This window comes from Pseudomonas beijingensis (assembly GCF_030687295.1).
Classification (GTDB): domain Bacteria; phylum Pseudomonadota; class Gammaproteobacteria; order Pseudomonadales; family Pseudomonadaceae; genus Aquipseudomonas; species Aquipseudomonas beijingensis.
Map to the genome: position 1 here is coordinate 2,851,829 of NZ_CP117425.1, position 14,188 is coordinate 2,866,016.

A 14,188-nucleotide genomic window follows, 5' to 3' on the forward strand; every position below is an offset into this window, starting at 1 on the left:
TATGTTCGACTCTCTAATCCAGTTCGTGCGTGCGCAATACCGTACAAACGATTTTATTCCACTTCACGCGCCTGTTTTTTTAGGGCATGAGCGTGATTACGTGGTGGAAACGATCGAGTCGACGTTCGTTTCAAGTGTGGGCGCCTTTGTTGATCGCTTTGAGCGGGATATGGCTTCTTACACCGGGAGCCCCCGAGCAGTTGCGACGGTGAATGGCACAGCGGCACTGCACGTCGCATTGTTATTGTCTGGGGTTGAGGCTGGTGATTTGGTCGTGACTCAGTCATTGACATTTGTAGCGACGTGCAACGCGATTGCGTATTGCAACGCCGAGCCAGTGTTTGTTGATGTTGATCGCCATACGTTGGGGTTATCACCGAAGGCCCTTGAAATTTGGCTTGAGAACAACGCGCAGCTGAGTGCCGATGGCTTATGTCGGTATAAGGCGACCGGGCAGATAGTGCGGGCCTGTCTTCCAATGCACACCTTTGGCCATCCGGTTGAACTGGATGACTTGTTGGATGTGTGCATCCGTTGGGGGCTGGTTCTGATTGAGGATGCAGCGGAGTCGTTGGGTAGTTTGTATAAGGGGCGTCACACCGGTTGCTTCGGTCGCTTGGGCACCCTGAGTTTTAACGGAAACAAGATCATTACGACCGGCGGTGGCGGTATGATTCTGGCTAATGAGGAATGGGGAGCCAAGGCGAAGCACCTTACAACCACTGCCAAGCAACCTCATCCCTACGAGTATGTGCACGATGAGCTCGGCTACAACTATCGTCTGCCTAATATAAACGCGGCACTGGGGTGCGCGCAGTTGGAGCAGTTGGAGGGCTTTATTGCGTCCAAGCGAGAGTTGGCGTCTAACTATGCGGAAGTATTGAAAGGGAGCGATTTGCAGTTTGTTAAAGAGCCTGAAGGCTGTCGGTCAAACTACTGGCTGAATGCTGTAATTTGCGCTAATAAGGTTCAGAGAGACGAGCTATTGAAGGCTACCAACGACACTGGCGTCATGACCCGGCCTATCTGGAAGTTGATGAATCACCTCCCTCTCTACGCTAAGTGTCTGCGGGGGGACTTGACAAATTCCGAGTGGCTATCAGCGCGCATCGTGAATTTACCAAGTAGCGTTGTGCCGGAGATACCAACGTGAAACGCAAGATAGCCATTTTTACCGGCTCGAGGGCTGAGTACGGTCTACTCTACTGGTTGATGAAAGACCTTCAGTCGAGTAGCGAAGTTCAGTTGCAGATCATCGTAAGCGGGATGCATCTATCGCCTGAATTTGGGGAGACATGGCGTCAAATTGAGGAGGATGGTTTTCACATTGATGCAAAGGTAGAGATGTTGCTTTCATCGGACTCTGCCGTTGGAATCGTAAAATCAATGGGCGTTGGTACGTTAGGTTTTGCCGACGCTCTAGATCGGTTGCAACCGCACATGTTGGTGGTTCTAGGGGACCGTTTCGAAGCATTGGCAATTGCGCAGGCTGCTTTGATAATGCGTATCCCCATTGCACACCTTCATGGTGGCGAAATTACCGAGGGTGCTTATGATGATGCTATTCGGCACGCCATCAGTAAAATGGCTTATCTGCACTTTGTGGCCGCTGAGCCCTACCGTCAGCGTGTCATTCAGATGGGGGAGTCGCCGGAGCGTGTCTTCAACGTCGGGGCCGTCGGAATTGACCATTTGCTACGTGCTCCGAAGATGAGCATTGAGGTGCTTCGAGAAAGTCTCGGTTTTGACTTGCATTCACCTTATCTCGTCGTCACCTACCATCCGGTCACGGTGATGGATGAAGACCCTCAAGAGAGTTTCATTGCACTCACCGAGGCGCTGGATAAATTCCCCCAGTATCAGATCATATTCACCTACCCTAATGCTGATAACGGTGGTCGAGCTATCATTCCGTTACTTGAAGCCTATGCACAGGCGCAGCCTGACCGAGTATTGGCTATTCCGTCGTTGGGCTTCAGACGTTATTTGTCTGCGATCTCCATGGCATCTGCTGTAGTGGGTAATTCTTCGAGCGGGATTATCGAGGTCCCAGCTTTTGGAATTCCAACAGTAGATATTGGCGTTCGGCAGAAGGGCAGGTTAGCAGCCAACTCTATATTGCACTGTGACCCGAATAGCGATTCAATCGAGCAGGCGCTTCACAAGGCGCTGACATCTGAATTCGCAGCAGCGTGTAAAACTACTGTCAATCCGTACGGGAAGGGCGATGCTTCAGAGGCAATCTTAAAGGTCCTGGAGAATTACGACGGGGCGTCCCACAAATCATTCCATGATCTGAGCTGACACATGAAGCACTACGATAGAGACGCGGTTTACGTTATCGCCGAGGCTGGCGTAAATCATAACGGTGATCGAGAGCTAGCCTTTGCTTTGGTGGATGCCGCGGCAGCCGCTGGCGCCGATGCTGTAAAATTTCAGACCTTTATTGCTGCACGTCTGGCTTCGAAAGAAGTCCCTAAAGCGGCTTACCAGAAAAGCAGCACGGATGAGGCCGAGAGTCAGTTGGCGATGCTCAGTAAATTAGAGCTGCCGCGGGCTTGGCATGTTGACTTGCAGAGCTATGCTCGACAGAAGGGAATTGATTTTCTTTCTACCGCTTTCGATTCAGATAGCCTAGCTTTTCTGTGTGATCTTGAAATGCCTCTATTCAAGGTACCCTCCGGTGAGCTGACAAATGGTCCATTGCTGTGGCAGTTCGCTCGCACCGGTAAAAAACTAATATTGTCTACAGGCATGGCGACCCTCTCGGAAGTCGAGCAGGCGTTGGCGATAGTTGCACATGCTTTAGAGTTCAGTAGTGAGCCGGCAGATATGGATGACGTCTGGCGTTGCTGGAGTCATCAGGAGTCGAGAGCAAGGCTGCAGGGGCATGTGGTATTGCTTCATTGCACCTCTCAGTACCCAACGCCATGGGGTGAGGTTAACCTTAGAGCTATGGATACCTTGGCGACGGCTTTTGGGCTTGACGTAGGTTATTCCGACCACACTAAAGGCAGCTTGGTCTCTATCGCAGCAGTAGCTCGAGGAGCAAGGGTTATCGAAAAGCATTTCACTCTGGATCGATCATTGCCCGGCCCGGATCACCTGGCGTCGCTCGAGCCTGAAGAGCTCAAGACGATGATAGATGATATCCGTGCTCTACAGGAAGCGTTGGGTGATGGAGCTAAAGCGCCCCAAGCTAGTGAGTGGGATACTCGTAAGGCTGCCCGCCAGCAGGTCGTTGCGGCTTGCGACATTGCCGAAGGGACGCTGCTCAAAAGGGAGCAATTAACCACGGCAAGGAGTGGGCAAGGTTTACCGCCGACTGCTTTGTGGGCGCTAGTGGGGCGCCGTGTGGGCCGCTCCTACAACGCAGGTGAGATCATTGAGCTGTGAGCATGAGCAAGCGGTTGGTGATGCTGGGGGCTGGAGGTCATGCGAAGGTGCTATTGTCGCTAATTCAGGCGATGAAGCTGGACCTGTTAGGTCTTTGTGACCCCGGATTGTACGCTCAGGGTGTTTCCCAGTGGCGCGGTATCAAGGTTCTGGGTGGCGACGAGGTGCTTGATGAGTGGGGGCCCGCATCTGTAGACCTGGTCAACGGCATAGGTCAACTTGTGGGTGGGGCGGGGCGGCGGGACATATTTGCGAATTTAAAGTTGAAAGGGTTCCATTTTCCTGTCCTTGTCCATCCTGCCGCATGGGTCGACCCCACGGCGCATTTGGAGGAAGGGGTGCAGGTCATGGCTGGGGCGATAATTCAAGCAGATGTCGTTATTGGCTCGAATTCGATCATTAACACCCGGGCCGTGATCGATCATGACTGTTGCGTGGGAAAGGACGTTCATGTCGCCCCCGGCGCGACAATCTGTGGAAGCGCTCAGATACATGATCACGCTTTTATTGCCAGCGGTGCCACCGTGATCCAGGGAATAACGGTCGGAGAGGGCGCCGTCGTTGGCGCGGGGGCTGTGGTGGTTCGTGACCTCGCGACCCGACAGATTTTGTTAGGTCCAGCGGTGCGTAAAAAAGCCGTTTCGCGCGATGACTAAGGATTATTTTGTATGCAAAAGTGGGAATCAGTACTCGTAGGCCCGGAGACATCTCTCGAAGAGGCGATCGCAACACTTGATCGCATGGCGTTGCGCATCGTTCTGGTTGTAGATGCCGAGAGACGTCTGTTGGGGACTTTAACTGATGGTGATGTGCGACGTTGCTTACTCAAGCACCTGCCACTGGATATTAGTGTTAAGGAGGTCATGTGCGCTTCGCCGCAGACGGTTGAGCGGAGTTGGAGTAAGGAGCGCATGCTAGCGGTTATGGAGAAGCATCAACTGCTGCAGTTACCCGTCGTTGATGCCCTGCAACGCGTTGTGGGTTTGGAAACCCTCCATGGGCTTTTGCAGAAACGACAATATGATAATCCTGTCTTCCTTATGGCCGGCGGGTTTGGATCGCGTCTGCGTCCGTTAACTAAAACCTGTCCAAAACCTTTATTAAAAATAGGTGATAAACCTATTCTTGAGCTTATTCTCGAGAGTTTCATTAATGCCGGGTTTTATCGGTTTTTCATTTCTACGCATTACATGCCAGAAATGATCCGTGAGTATTTTGGCGATGGCAGCCGTTGGGGCGTAAGCATCCAGTATGTTCATGAGGAAGAGCCTCTGGGTACGGGCGGTGCATTAGGGTTGTTGCCTCATGATGAAATTGATTTACCAATGTTCATGATGAATGGCGACCTGCTCACCACCTTGAACTTCCAGAACCTGCTGGAATTTTATCAGGAGCATCAAGGTGTGGCGACCATGTGCGTGCGAGAGTACGAACATTGTGTGCCCTATGGTGTTATCCAAAGTGAAGGGCATCGGATTCGTTCCATGGTGGAGAAACCAGTACATCGTTTCTTTATTAATGCGGGAATCTATTTGCTCTCACCTGAATTAGTAAAAAGCGTTGTTGCGGGAACTCGTATTGACATGCCCACATTGTTGGAGCAGCAGATTGCGAAAGACAAGGATGTAAATATGTTCCCCATACACGAATACTGGCTTGATATAGGCAGAATGGAGGATTTTCAACGAGCGCAATCTGACATTTCAGGTTTATTCAATGGGTAACTACAATGTAGATATCCTTGCGGTGGTGCCCGCCCGAGCGGGTAGTAAGCGTTTACCTGGAAAGAACCTTTTGGATCTGCACGGTAAACCGTTAATCCGTTGGACGCTTGAGGCAGCCCTCGAGAGTCAAGTTGTCGATCAGTTAGTCGTTAGCAGCGATGATGATGCGATTCTGGCGGAAGGCATTCGACTCGGTCTTCACACAATTAGGCGTCCAGTCGATCTGGCTAGCGACACCGCAGCGACCGTCGATGTGCTTGTTCATACATTGGAGTCTTTGGCCAAGGAGGGAGTGCGGCCTGCCCGACTGATGCTCTTACAGCCGACTTCACCTCTGCGCAAAGCTGAGGACATCTACCAGGCTGTGCAATGTATGGATAAGACGAAAGCAGAGAGTATCATCAGCGTATGCCGGTGTGAGCACTCGCCGCTGTGGAGCAACACGCTAGAGGCTGACGGGTTTATGGACGACTTTTTACGGCCGGAAATATTGAATCAACGTAGCCAGGATCTTCCTGTGTATTACCGCCTGAATGGCGCAATTTATTTGGCTAAAACGGAAAGCTTTTTAAAGTCGCGAGGTTTTTTTATGCGTAATAGTCAAGCTTTTATAATGCCGACGGAAAGGTCGATAGATATTGATACGCCTCTAGATTTTAAGGTGTGTGAATATCTTTATGATACCATGGATAAATGAAAGTGACTTTTTCGAAACTCAGGTTGTTGCTATTTGCGATCTTTCGCAAAAATTGCTGGTCTAACCTTGAGGCGTCCGATGTTTTAGTTGTTCGACACGATGCGGACTGCGGATATCAGCACGCGGGGAAAGCGTATTCTCCGATAATTGATACAGTTGTTGAGGAGTGTTTTAAGAAAAATATAAGCGTTCAGTCTGTTGCTACACCTATTAGTCGGCTCGTGGGGGCGCGCGCTTATAATTCACCTGCAGCCTTTAATCGTTCCCTGTCATGGATTGCATTGTGGGTGCGAATGCTGTCTGTTTTTATCGGGCGGGAGAAAAGTAAAGAGTATGGGGTGTCAAGAAAGGCTGTTGTATGGTTAAAAATATTGAATTTGGTTAAACCCAAAATAGTAATAGGTATACAGCCCGACCTTGCTCTCTGTCGAGCTTGTAGACTTTTAAATGTTCCTGTATATGATATCCAACATGGCGTTATTTCTAAAGATAACAAGTGGTATGGGGATATTTTACCAAACAAAGTCGCCGTCTCGGATTTGCCGGATGGCTTTTTATGTTGGGATCGACAAAGCGCAGAGTATCTAAAAAGTTGGGCTCCCGCGCGTGGTGTTACAATTAATGTGATAGGTCATCCTTGGTTTCAGCGATTCCAGTTTCCGAGCGATAACGACTTACTGGTTCAGGATGCACTGAGAAGTAGCAGAATTTTTTTCGATGAAAAACCCATTATTTTGGTGGCTTTACAATGGGGGTTACATATTCATTACTATTCCGATATCGACTTCAACAAGGTTATGTGTAAGGCGCTGGAGTCAGTGATTAAGCGGACTCATAATCGATATAACTGGTTGTTACGTCTGCATCCGATTCAATTGACGGGCGATGAGGGCGAGTACTGCGAGGCGTATTTGGATCAGGAATTTGGTGGCTTTGCTGGAGTAGAATGGCATCGAGCAAGTTTATTGCCGCTACCCATATTACTATCTCAAGCCAGCTTACATATAACTGATATGAGTTCTGTGGTGATCGAAGCCTCCTGGTTTGGATTACCTTCTGCGCTGTTGAATCCTTATTTAAACAAGGGCGGAATTCTTGAAGGCCTATATGACTATGAGCGTCGCTCTGGAATAGCAACTGTTGTTGAGCAGAATGCCGAGGCTATAGAGTTGTGGATAAGTGAAAGGCTCTCTTGCGCTCAAGCCGCTCCGAGCGTCGTTCCTGAGGGCGGCATCCAGGCCATACTGGATAAGGCGATGATGAAAGCATGAATAAGCGTAAGATTTCTGTCATTAATTACGGAGCCGGTAATATCGCCTCTGTAGTCAACATGATTAAGCATGTCGGTGGGGAGGCTGAAATAATTTCCTGCCCCAGTGATTTGTCGAACGTTCAAAAATTGCTGCTCCCAGGCGTTGGTGCCTTTGGTCACGCTATGGAGTGTTTGCGGACTGGTGGCTGGCTTGCTGAACTCAATCAGGCAGTATTGCAGCGTAAGGTCCCCGACTCTAGGCATTTGCTTGGGCATGCAGCTGATGTGTAAGTCAAGTGAGGAAGGGCAGGAGGCTGGATTAGGATGGATCGACGCCAGAGTGAGACGGTTTGAGTTTCAGGATAACGTGGGTAGATTGAAAGTTCCGCATATGGGGTGGAACGCGGTAAGTATTGTTGGTGAGGATTCGCTCGTTTCCAGCGAATCATTGGAGCGGCGCTTTTATTTCGTGCACTCTTATTATGTGGAGTGTATGAACAAATCGGATGAAATGTTTATCTGCAACTATGGAAGAGATTTTGTTGCAGGCTTTCATCGAGAAAATATGTGGGGGGTGCAATTCCACCCCGAGAAGAGCCATCGGTTTGGCATGGAACTATTCAAGCAGTTTTTAGAGGTGTGACTTGCTGGGACATCGAGTAATACCAGCTTTACTACTACGTGATAACGGTTTAGTAAAGACGCAGCGTTTTGGCAAGTCAAAAATACGTTGGCGATCCGATCAACGCTATCCGCATTTTCAATGAAAAAGAAGTGGATGAGCTCGTTGTTCTTGATATTGATGCCACTCGTCTAAAGCAGCCCCCAAATTACGCGCTGATTGAGGAGTTTGCGGCTGAGTGCTTTATGCCGCTTGGTTACGGTGGCGGAATAAATACCGTGGAGCAAGCACGGACTTTATTTTCGCTTGGCGTTGAGAAGGTTATTTTACAATCTGCAGCGCTAGACAATCCAAGGCTTATAGCTGAATTGGCTTCGCGCTTCGGCAGTCAAAGCATCGTAATATCTATTGATGTAAAGCGCGACTGGTTAGGTCGAATTAAGCTTTGGTCAGCCTCTTCTCGGCGAAAACTATCCGCCGATTGGCTGGCAGTCATGAAGGAATTATCCTCAGTCGGAGCGGGGGAAATCCTTCTGAACGCTGTTGACCGTGACGGTATGCAGAATGGTTATGATTTGGACGTGATAAAATCCGCCGCTTCAGTCCTTGATATTCCATTGGTTGCCTTGGGCGGTGCTGGTAACATGGGGCATTTGCTCGAAGCCGTTCAAGCGGGAGCTTCTGCGGTAGCCGCGGGTAGCTTATTTGTTTTGCAAGGACCTCATCGAGCTGTACTGATTAGTTATCCCAGTTACTCAGCGCTTGAGTCGTTATTTAGGAGTTCAGATGTATCATAAAAAATACCAGGTATGCACACGGTGCGTGATGGATACCTCAGCCACTGATATATCCTTTGACGTCAATGGAATTTGTAATTTTTGTTCGTATTTTGAAAGGCAGATTAGCAAGATTGTTTTCGTTTCAGAAGAGGAGCGAGCAATACAACGCAAACTCTTTATAGATAAAGTTAAACAAGCTGGTAAGGGCAAAAGATACGATTGTGTAATGGGGTTGTCTGGCGGTGTGGACAGCTCATATGCACTTGATCTTGCGGTAAAGGAGGGGTTGAGGCCATTAGCTGTACATATGGATAATAACTGGAACTCCGAATTGGCAGCAAATAATATAAAAAATCTTGTTTCGGGGCTTGATGTCGATCTCTACACCCACGTTATCGAGTGGCCGGAATATAAGCGTCTCATGCAGGCTTTTTTTGATGCGGATGTTATCGATGTTGAATTGTTATATGATAACGCGATGCTCGCAGTTAATTTTGCTCAAGCGCGAAAGTATGGAATAAAGTATATCCTCTCAGGAAGTAATTCTGCTACTGAGGGTATGCCCATGCCAGAAGGTTGGAATTGGCGAAAGTGGGATAAAAAAAATATTAAGGCATTGGGTGCGCTTGGTGGTGTTAAATTAAAAACATTTCCGTCCGTTGGTACGCTTGATTATATTGTCAATCGTTTGGTGCGTAGAATCCAATGGGTTTCCTATCTCGATTTTTATGATTATCAAAAGAACCAAGCTTTGGATGAGCTTGAAACAAAGTATGGTTATAAACGTTACCCCTATAAGCATTACGAGTCTATCTTCACTCGCTTTTATCAAGGATATTTGCTTCCGGAAAAGTTCGGCGTGGATAAACGAAAATTACATTTAGCTACGCTTGTAATGAGTGGTCAGATGAGTCGTGATGAAGCGTTGGCCAGGCTTGAAGAGTCGCCTTACCCGTCAGAGGAAGGGTTGGAAACAGACAAAAAATACTTTCTCAAAAAAATGGGTTGGGATGAATCTACGTTAAGGGCTTACCTTGAACGCCCCGAAAAGCGACATGATGAATATCCAAGCGACCGAGCGCTATGGGATGGGATGAAAAAAATTTATCATAAGTATTTTAGAGCGGCCTCTTAAAGCGTAGTGATCCATAGGCTGTTCGCTAGAAAATAAGGGGTGCCAACACAGCCCCTTATTTACGGCATATGTATATTTCTAAAAGCCACGAAATTGATGTTCGTGATGCGGTGTCGCAGCGAGGGGAAAGATGAAGCTGTACATGAGGAAGTCGACATTTCTGTTATTTTTCTTCGCGGTTTCTGCAGTTTTGTTCTACGCTTTTTTGGGTAGGTACATGCTTAGCGGTGAGATTGATTTCAAATTTTTTGCAGACTCACTGACTTACGAAAAGTTATATCAAGAGTCAGATTTTAAATCTTTTTCTGAAATGATTTCTTGGGATAGTAATTATTTTGGCCCATTGGTAATTTTAGAGGTCTTCGGCGGTGACCGTGTTTTAGTGCTCTGTTTTAATATTGCTCTAGCCTTTATTTCCTTGTGGTTGGTTAGAACCGGTGATCAGTATGATTGGGTTCTTTTTGTTTTTTTGTTTTTTTTGAGTCCGATCACATTTTCTAGTTTGCTCTCTATTAACAAGGAAATAATCTCCTTGTTAACAATGTCGTTGCTTGTTGCTTGGTTGTTTCGCAGGAGTGCGGGCTATTTGATTTTGGCGTTTATTTCGTCTTTTTTGGTTCGTTGGCAGCTCTCTCTTTTTATTTTAGTGGTTTTTTCAGCCTTCTCATCCATCAATCCATTACGACATCAACGTGTGTTTTTTTTGGCGCTTCTGTTATCAGGTATCTCTATAGTCTATTTTTTTATAGGAGATCAATTTGTTGGTGTAAATAGTAATGCTGATAGAGGCGCCGCCATAGATGAAGGCAGTGGAGCATATGTTTTCCTCAACGATGCTCAGCGGAATGGACTTTATTTTTTGGTTTTTATACCTAAAGCGCTTCATGCTATGTATGGTTTGGTGTTTAGGGTAGGTAATGTGTTTGATTTTAATGATGTTTATAATAATGTAGTGGTTACACTGCATTGTCTTGTTGCATTTTTGTTTTTTTTGATTATTTTTTTTCGTCGACGTTTAAGGTTGAGTGATGATTTGATTTTTATCGCGGTCATTTATTGTTCTATATTTGTGCTGACTCCGATTTATTCTCCGAGGTATTTTTATCCGGTGTTCTTTTTGTCCTGTCTGGTTCTAGCGCGGCGCTCTGAGTTTGTTGGGGTAGTCAAGAACTTTGGCTCACAGGCTAGGCTTGGTTAGATAGCTGCGGAAATAAAGAATGTCAGTATTGGCTAGCGAGGGGAATGGCATGAAATTTTTTAGTTTTGCTTCGGTCTGGCCAATGATAGTTGGGTTCGTATGAGCGTTAATAGTTTCAAAATTCTGATGGTCAGCCACGTCTCCCCTGACTCCATATATGGAGCCGGTTCCAGCTTGCGTCAGCATATGAGTCTGATGGCAAGACACCAGTTATCGCTGTTTTCACCTGTGCATAGGGTGGTTTCTAGTGTTGGGAAAGACGTACATGTGATAAATTTTTTGTCTCCGATCACTTACAACTATGATGTACAGTTGTCTTTTTTTAGGGCCGTCATTCTCTCTTGGGCTTCGCGCTTTGCTTTCTGGGCTAGCAGCCCCTGGGTGCTCTATAAATTGTTTAGGCTTTCGCCTGATATAGTCCATATGAACAGTTTGGTTTTGTCGGACTTCTTGCTGTTGTTGCGTGCTTATCGGTTTTTCAAAAGAGTCGCAGTGGTGTCACATGTTCGGGAGATGCTGGCTACCCATATTTCTCCTTATCAGAAATATCTCATGGGTGTATGTGACCACTTTGTATTTATTGATAAGGCTGTACAGCGGCGTTTTTCTGAAGTTGTAGGGGGGGAGCATGAGTTTGATATTGTCCAAAATCCTTTCAAGGGAGCCAGGGCAAATGAGCGTTTGCCGAGAGAAATAGCTACGCTGAAAGAAGCTGGGAGAGTCGTATTTGCCATTGCCGGTCGAATTGAAAATGGGAAGGGCGTTCTAGAAATCTGTAGTCATTTTTTGTCGCAAGCTCCCACTAACGCGGCGCTGTTAATCGTCGGAGGGGGCACGGCTGGATGTATTGATCAACTGAGGGCCATGGTAGATAGGTCTGGTGGTACTATTGGTTACCTTGGGCAGATCACTGATTTACAATCCACGGGTTTTTTCGGAGAAATCGATTTTTTGATCCGAGGGGAGCCGTTTTTTTGCACTGGTCGAACTGTATATGAGGCCCTGTATTCAGGTTCTAAAGTCATTGTTCCCGGAGCGGACAGTGATCTTGAGGGGGATGAGTTGCTAGTTGAATTCAAAGATAAAGTTTTTTGCTATCCTCCGGGGGATTTTGCAAGATTGATGGGACTTGTGGGGGCATTGTCTGGTTGCCAGGAGTCGGCGGGAAACCGATGTGTCCGTGATAACTATGAAAATTATGTTGCTTCATTAAATGCTATTTATTCAAGGGTGGTTAAATGAACGGTAAGAAGGCACTCATCACAGGCGTTACTGGTCAGGACGGTTCTTACTTGGCTGAGCTGCTGCTTGAAAAAGGCTACGAAGTCCACGGTATAAAACGTCGTGCGTCATCTTTCAACACTCAACGCGTAGATCATATTTATCAGGATCCGCACGTTGATAACCGCAATTTCGTTCTCCATTACGGTGACCTGAGTGACTCCTCGAACCTCACTCGAATCATACAGGAAGTACAACCGGATGAAGTCTATAACCTCGGTGCTCAGTCTCACGTCGCAGTGAGTTTTGAGTCTCCAGAATATACTGCTGATGTCGATGCAATGGGTACGCTCCGGATTCTGGAAGCTATCCGCTTGCTAGGTCTGGAAAAAAAGACGCGTTTCTATCAAGCGTCTACTTCTGAGTTGTATGGATTGGTGCAAGAAACTCCGCAAAAGGAAACGACTCCTTTCTATCCTCGCTCTCCCTATGCCGTAGCGAAGCTTTACGCTTATTGGATTACCGTAAACTACCGTGAAGCCTATGGTATGTATGCTTGTAACGGGATCCTTTTCAACCATGAATCACCGCGCCGTGGTGAGACCTTCGTAACACGCAAAATCACCCGTGCCTTGGCAAACATTTCCCAAGGGTTAGAACAATGCCTGTTTCTGGGCAACATGGATGCGTTGCGAGATTGGGGTCATGCCAAGGACTATGTCCGTATGCAATGGATGATGCTGCAGCAGGAGCATCCTGAAGATTACGTGATCGCTACAGGTGTCCAGTATTCGGTACGCGAGTTCGTGCGGTGGTCTGCCGCTGAGCTGGGGATTACGTTGCGTTTTGAGGGCAAGGGTGTAGAGGAGTGCGCGGTAGTGGAGCGCATCGATGGTGAGTTGGCACCGGCGTTGAACGTCGGGGATGTTATCGTTCGTGTGGATCCACGTTACTTCCGACCTACCGAGGTTGAAACCCTATTGGGTGATCCGAGCAAGGCCAAACAAAATCTTGGTTGGATACCGGAAATTACCGTACAAGAAATGTGTGCGGAAATGGTCCGTGAAGACCTTAAGGTAGCTCAGCGCCATGCCTTGCTCAAGCTGCATGGACACGATGTACCGGTCGCTTTGGAGAATTGATAATGCCGCGCGAATTAAACCAGACCATTTTCGTTGCCGGCCATCGGGGCATGGTGGGCTCAGCCATCGTGCGTCGGCTCCATGCTCTTGGCTACCGTTCCATTCTTTGTGCCAGTCGTGACGAATTGGATCTGCTTGACCAGCAGGCGGTGCATGCCTATTTCGCAAAGAATCGTATCGATCAAGTCTATCTTGCAGCAGCCAAGGTCGGAGGCATTCATGCCAACAACACATTCCCAGCAGACTTCATCTACGACAATTTGATGATTCAGGCGAACGTAATTCACGCGGCGCATGGGGCAAATGTTCAACGGTTGCTGTTTCTCGGATCCTCCTGCATCTATCCCAAGCAGGCGGTTCAGCCAATTCGAGAAGAGGCCCTGCTTACCGGGGAGCTAGAGCCTACCAACGAGCCTTATGCGATTGCCAAGATTGCCGGGATCAAGTTATGCGAGAGCTATAATCGGCAACACGGTCGCGATTATCGTAGTGTCATGCCTACGAACCTTTATGGACCGAACGATAACTATCACCCGGAAAACAGCCATGTGATCCCGGCGCTACTTCGTCGCTTTCATGAGGCAGTGCAGGAGAACCAAGCTGAAGTGATTATCTGGGGGAGCGGCAATCCGATGCGAGAGTTCCTGCATGTCGATGACATGGCGGCTGCTAGCGTGCACGTAATGGAGCTTGCTGCGGCCAGCTACCAGGCCAACACCCAGCCTATGCTGTCGCATATCAATGTGGGGACGGGGATAGACTGTACGATACGTGAGCTCGCACAAACCATTGCCAAGGTTACTGGATTCAAGGGGCAATTGTCTTTCGACGCAAGCAAGCCTGATGGTACGCCACGTAAATTGATGGATGTTTCTCGGCTTAGGGCGCTAGGATGGCAGGCTACAATTGATCTTGAAGAAGGGCTGACCGACGCCTATCGATGGTTTGTTGAGCATCGCCTGGAAACCAGAAATTGAGGCATCGTCGGGCTGGATTTATATGGCAGTGACGCCATAACCTAT

General features: G+C 47.9%; 15 protein-coding genes. All 15 read left to right on the plus strand.

All coding sequences use genetic code 11. The features are described from left to right. The first annotated feature begins 1 nt into the window (after position 1). The 15 genes from PSH84_RS12945 (at position 2) to fcl (ending at position 14,143) form a co-directional block, all read left to right on the plus strand. A complete protein-coding gene (locus tag PSH84_RS12945; RefSeq protein ID WP_305470291.1) occupies positions 2 to 1,153 on the plus strand; it encodes a LegC family aminotransferase in 1,152 nt (383 codons plus the stop codon). Further along, positions 1,150 to 2,304: a UDP-N-acetylglucosamine 2-epimerase gene (gene neuC / locus PSH84_RS12950; RefSeq protein WP_305470292.1), complete on the plus strand. Its 1,155-nt coding sequence runs from the start codon at positions 1,150 to 1,152 to the stop codon at positions 2,302 to 2,304. The genes PSH84_RS12945 and neuC overlap by 4 nt, the downstream gene beginning before the upstream one ends. Before the next feature lie 3 nt (positions 2,305 to 2,307). After that, entirely contained in the window at positions 2,308 to 3,396 is a 1,089-nt protein-coding gene (neuB, locus tag PSH84_RS12955) for an N-acetylneuraminate synthase (RefSeq protein ID WP_305470293.1), read from the plus strand. Positions 3,397 to 3,398: 2 nt separating this feature from the next. Next, entirely contained in the window at positions 3,399 to 4,052 is a 654-nt protein-coding gene (locus tag PSH84_RS12960) for an acetyltransferase (protein ID WP_305470294.1), read from the plus strand. A 12-nt stretch (positions 4,053 to 4,064) separates the two neighbouring features. Next, entirely contained in the window at positions 4,065 to 5,120 is a 1,056-nt protein-coding gene (locus PSH84_RS12965) for a nucleotidyltransferase family protein (RefSeq protein ID WP_122568945.1), read from the plus strand. Further along, on the plus strand, positions 5,113 to 5,817 hold the full coding sequence (locus tag PSH84_RS12970) for an acylneuraminate cytidylyltransferase family protein (RefSeq protein WP_305470295.1): 705 nt from the start codon (positions 5,113 to 5,115) through the stop codon (positions 5,815 to 5,817). The genes PSH84_RS12965 and PSH84_RS12970 overlap by 8 nt, the downstream gene beginning before the upstream one ends. Further along, on the plus strand, positions 5,814 to 7,088 hold the full coding sequence (locus tag PSH84_RS12975; RefSeq protein WP_305470296.1) for a hypothetical protein: 1,275 nt from the start codon (positions 5,814 to 5,816) through the stop codon (positions 7,086 to 7,088). The genes PSH84_RS12970 and PSH84_RS12975 overlap by 4 nt, the downstream gene beginning before the upstream one ends. Beyond that, a complete protein-coding gene (locus PSH84_RS12980; RefSeq protein ID WP_305483026.1) occupies positions 7,085 to 7,360 on the plus strand; it encodes a type 1 glutamine amidotransferase family protein in 276 nt (91 codons plus the stop codon). Before PSH84_RS12975 ends, PSH84_RS12980 begins: the two co-directional genes overlap by 4 nt. After that, on the plus strand, positions 7,338 to 7,712 hold the full coding sequence (gene hisH / locus PSH84_RS12985) for an imidazole glycerol phosphate synthase subunit HisH (RefSeq protein ID WP_305483027.1): 375 nt from the start codon (positions 7,338 to 7,340) through the stop codon (positions 7,710 to 7,712). The genes PSH84_RS12980 and hisH overlap by 23 nt, the downstream gene beginning before the upstream one ends. Before the next feature lie 68 nt (positions 7,713 to 7,780). Beyond that, the gene (locus tag PSH84_RS12990) at positions 7,781 to 8,488 is read left to right on the plus strand and encodes an AglZ/HisF2 family acetamidino modification protein (protein WP_305483028.1); all 708 of its coding nucleotides are present in this window, start codon (positions 7,781 to 7,783) and stop codon (positions 8,486 to 8,488) included. 28 nt (positions 8,489 to 8,516) lie between these two features. Next, on the plus strand, positions 8,517 to 9,605 hold the full coding sequence (locus tag PSH84_RS12995) for an N-acetyl sugar amidotransferase (RefSeq protein ID WP_305483029.1): 1,089 nt from the start codon (positions 8,517 to 8,519) through the stop codon (positions 9,603 to 9,605). 130 nt (positions 9,606 to 9,735) lie between these two features. Further along, positions 9,736 to 10,803 (plus strand): hypothetical protein, encoded by a 1,068-nt coding sequence (locus PSH84_RS13000; RefSeq protein ID WP_305470298.1) that lies wholly within the window; start codon positions 9,736 to 9,738, stop codon positions 10,801 to 10,803. Positions 10,804 to 10,902: 99 nt separating this feature from the next. Next, positions 10,903 to 12,045: a glycosyltransferase family protein gene (locus PSH84_RS13005; RefSeq protein ID WP_305470299.1), complete on the plus strand. Its 1,143-nt coding sequence runs from the start codon at positions 10,903 to 10,905 to the stop codon at positions 12,043 to 12,045. Next, positions 12,042 to 13,166 (plus strand): GDP-mannose 4,6-dehydratase, encoded by a 1,125-nt coding sequence (gmd, locus tag PSH84_RS13010; protein ID WP_305470300.1) that lies wholly within the window; start codon positions 12,042 to 12,044, stop codon positions 13,164 to 13,166. Before PSH84_RS13005 ends, gmd begins: the two co-directional genes overlap by 4 nt. A gap of 2 nt (positions 13,167 to 13,168) precedes the next feature. Next, positions 13,169 to 14,143 carry a GDP-L-fucose synthase gene (fcl, locus tag PSH84_RS13015; RefSeq protein ID WP_122568936.1) on the plus strand — a complete coding sequence of 325 codons (975 nt, stop codon included), beginning with the start codon at positions 13,169 to 13,171 and terminating at the stop codon, positions 14,141 to 14,143. Positions 14,144 to 14,188: the final 45 nt, after the last annotated feature.

Bases quoted from the DNA above. Each gene is read 5' to 3' on its own strand.
- PSH84_RS12945 (WP_305470291.1), top strand. From the start codon at position 2: ATGTTCGACTCTCTAATCCAGTTCGTGCGTGCGCAATACCGTACAAAC.
- neuB (WP_305470293.1), top strand. From the start codon at position 2,308: ATGAAGCACTACGATAGAGACGCGGTTTACGTTATCGCCGAGGCTGGC.
- PSH84_RS12960 (WP_305470294.1), top strand. From the start codon at position 3,399: ATGAGCAAGCGGTTGGTGATGCTGGGGGCTGGAGGTCATGCGAAGGTG.
- PSH84_RS12965 (WP_122568945.1), top strand. From the start codon at position 4,065: ATGCAAAAGTGGGAATCAGTACTCGTAGGCCCGGAGACATCTCTCGAA.
- PSH84_RS12970 (WP_305470295.1), top strand. From the start codon at position 5,113: ATGGGTAACTACAATGTAGATATCCTTGCGGTGGTGCCCGCCCGAGCG.
- PSH84_RS12975 (WP_305470296.1), top strand. From the start codon at position 5,814: ATGAAAGTGACTTTTTCGAAACTCAGGTTGTTGCTATTTGCGATCTTT.
- PSH84_RS12980 (WP_305483026.1), top strand. From the start codon at position 7,085: ATGAATAAGCGTAAGATTTCTGTCATTAATTACGGAGCCGGTAATATC.
- PSH84_RS12995 (WP_305483029.1), top strand. From the start codon at position 8,517: ATGGATACCTCAGCCACTGATATATCCTTTGACGTCAATGGAATTTGT.
- PSH84_RS13000 (WP_305470298.1), top strand. From the start codon at position 9,736: ATGAAGCTGTACATGAGGAAGTCGACATTTCTGTTATTTTTCTTCGCG.
- PSH84_RS13005 (WP_305470299.1), top strand. From the start codon at position 10,903: ATGAGCGTTAATAGTTTCAAAATTCTGATGGTCAGCCACGTCTCCCCT.
- gmd (WP_305470300.1), top strand. From the start codon at position 12,042: ATGAACGGTAAGAAGGCACTCATCACAGGCGTTACTGGTCAGGACGGT.
- fcl (WP_122568936.1), top strand. From the start codon at position 13,169: ATGCCGCGCGAATTAAACCAGACCATTTTCGTTGCCGGCCATCGGGGC.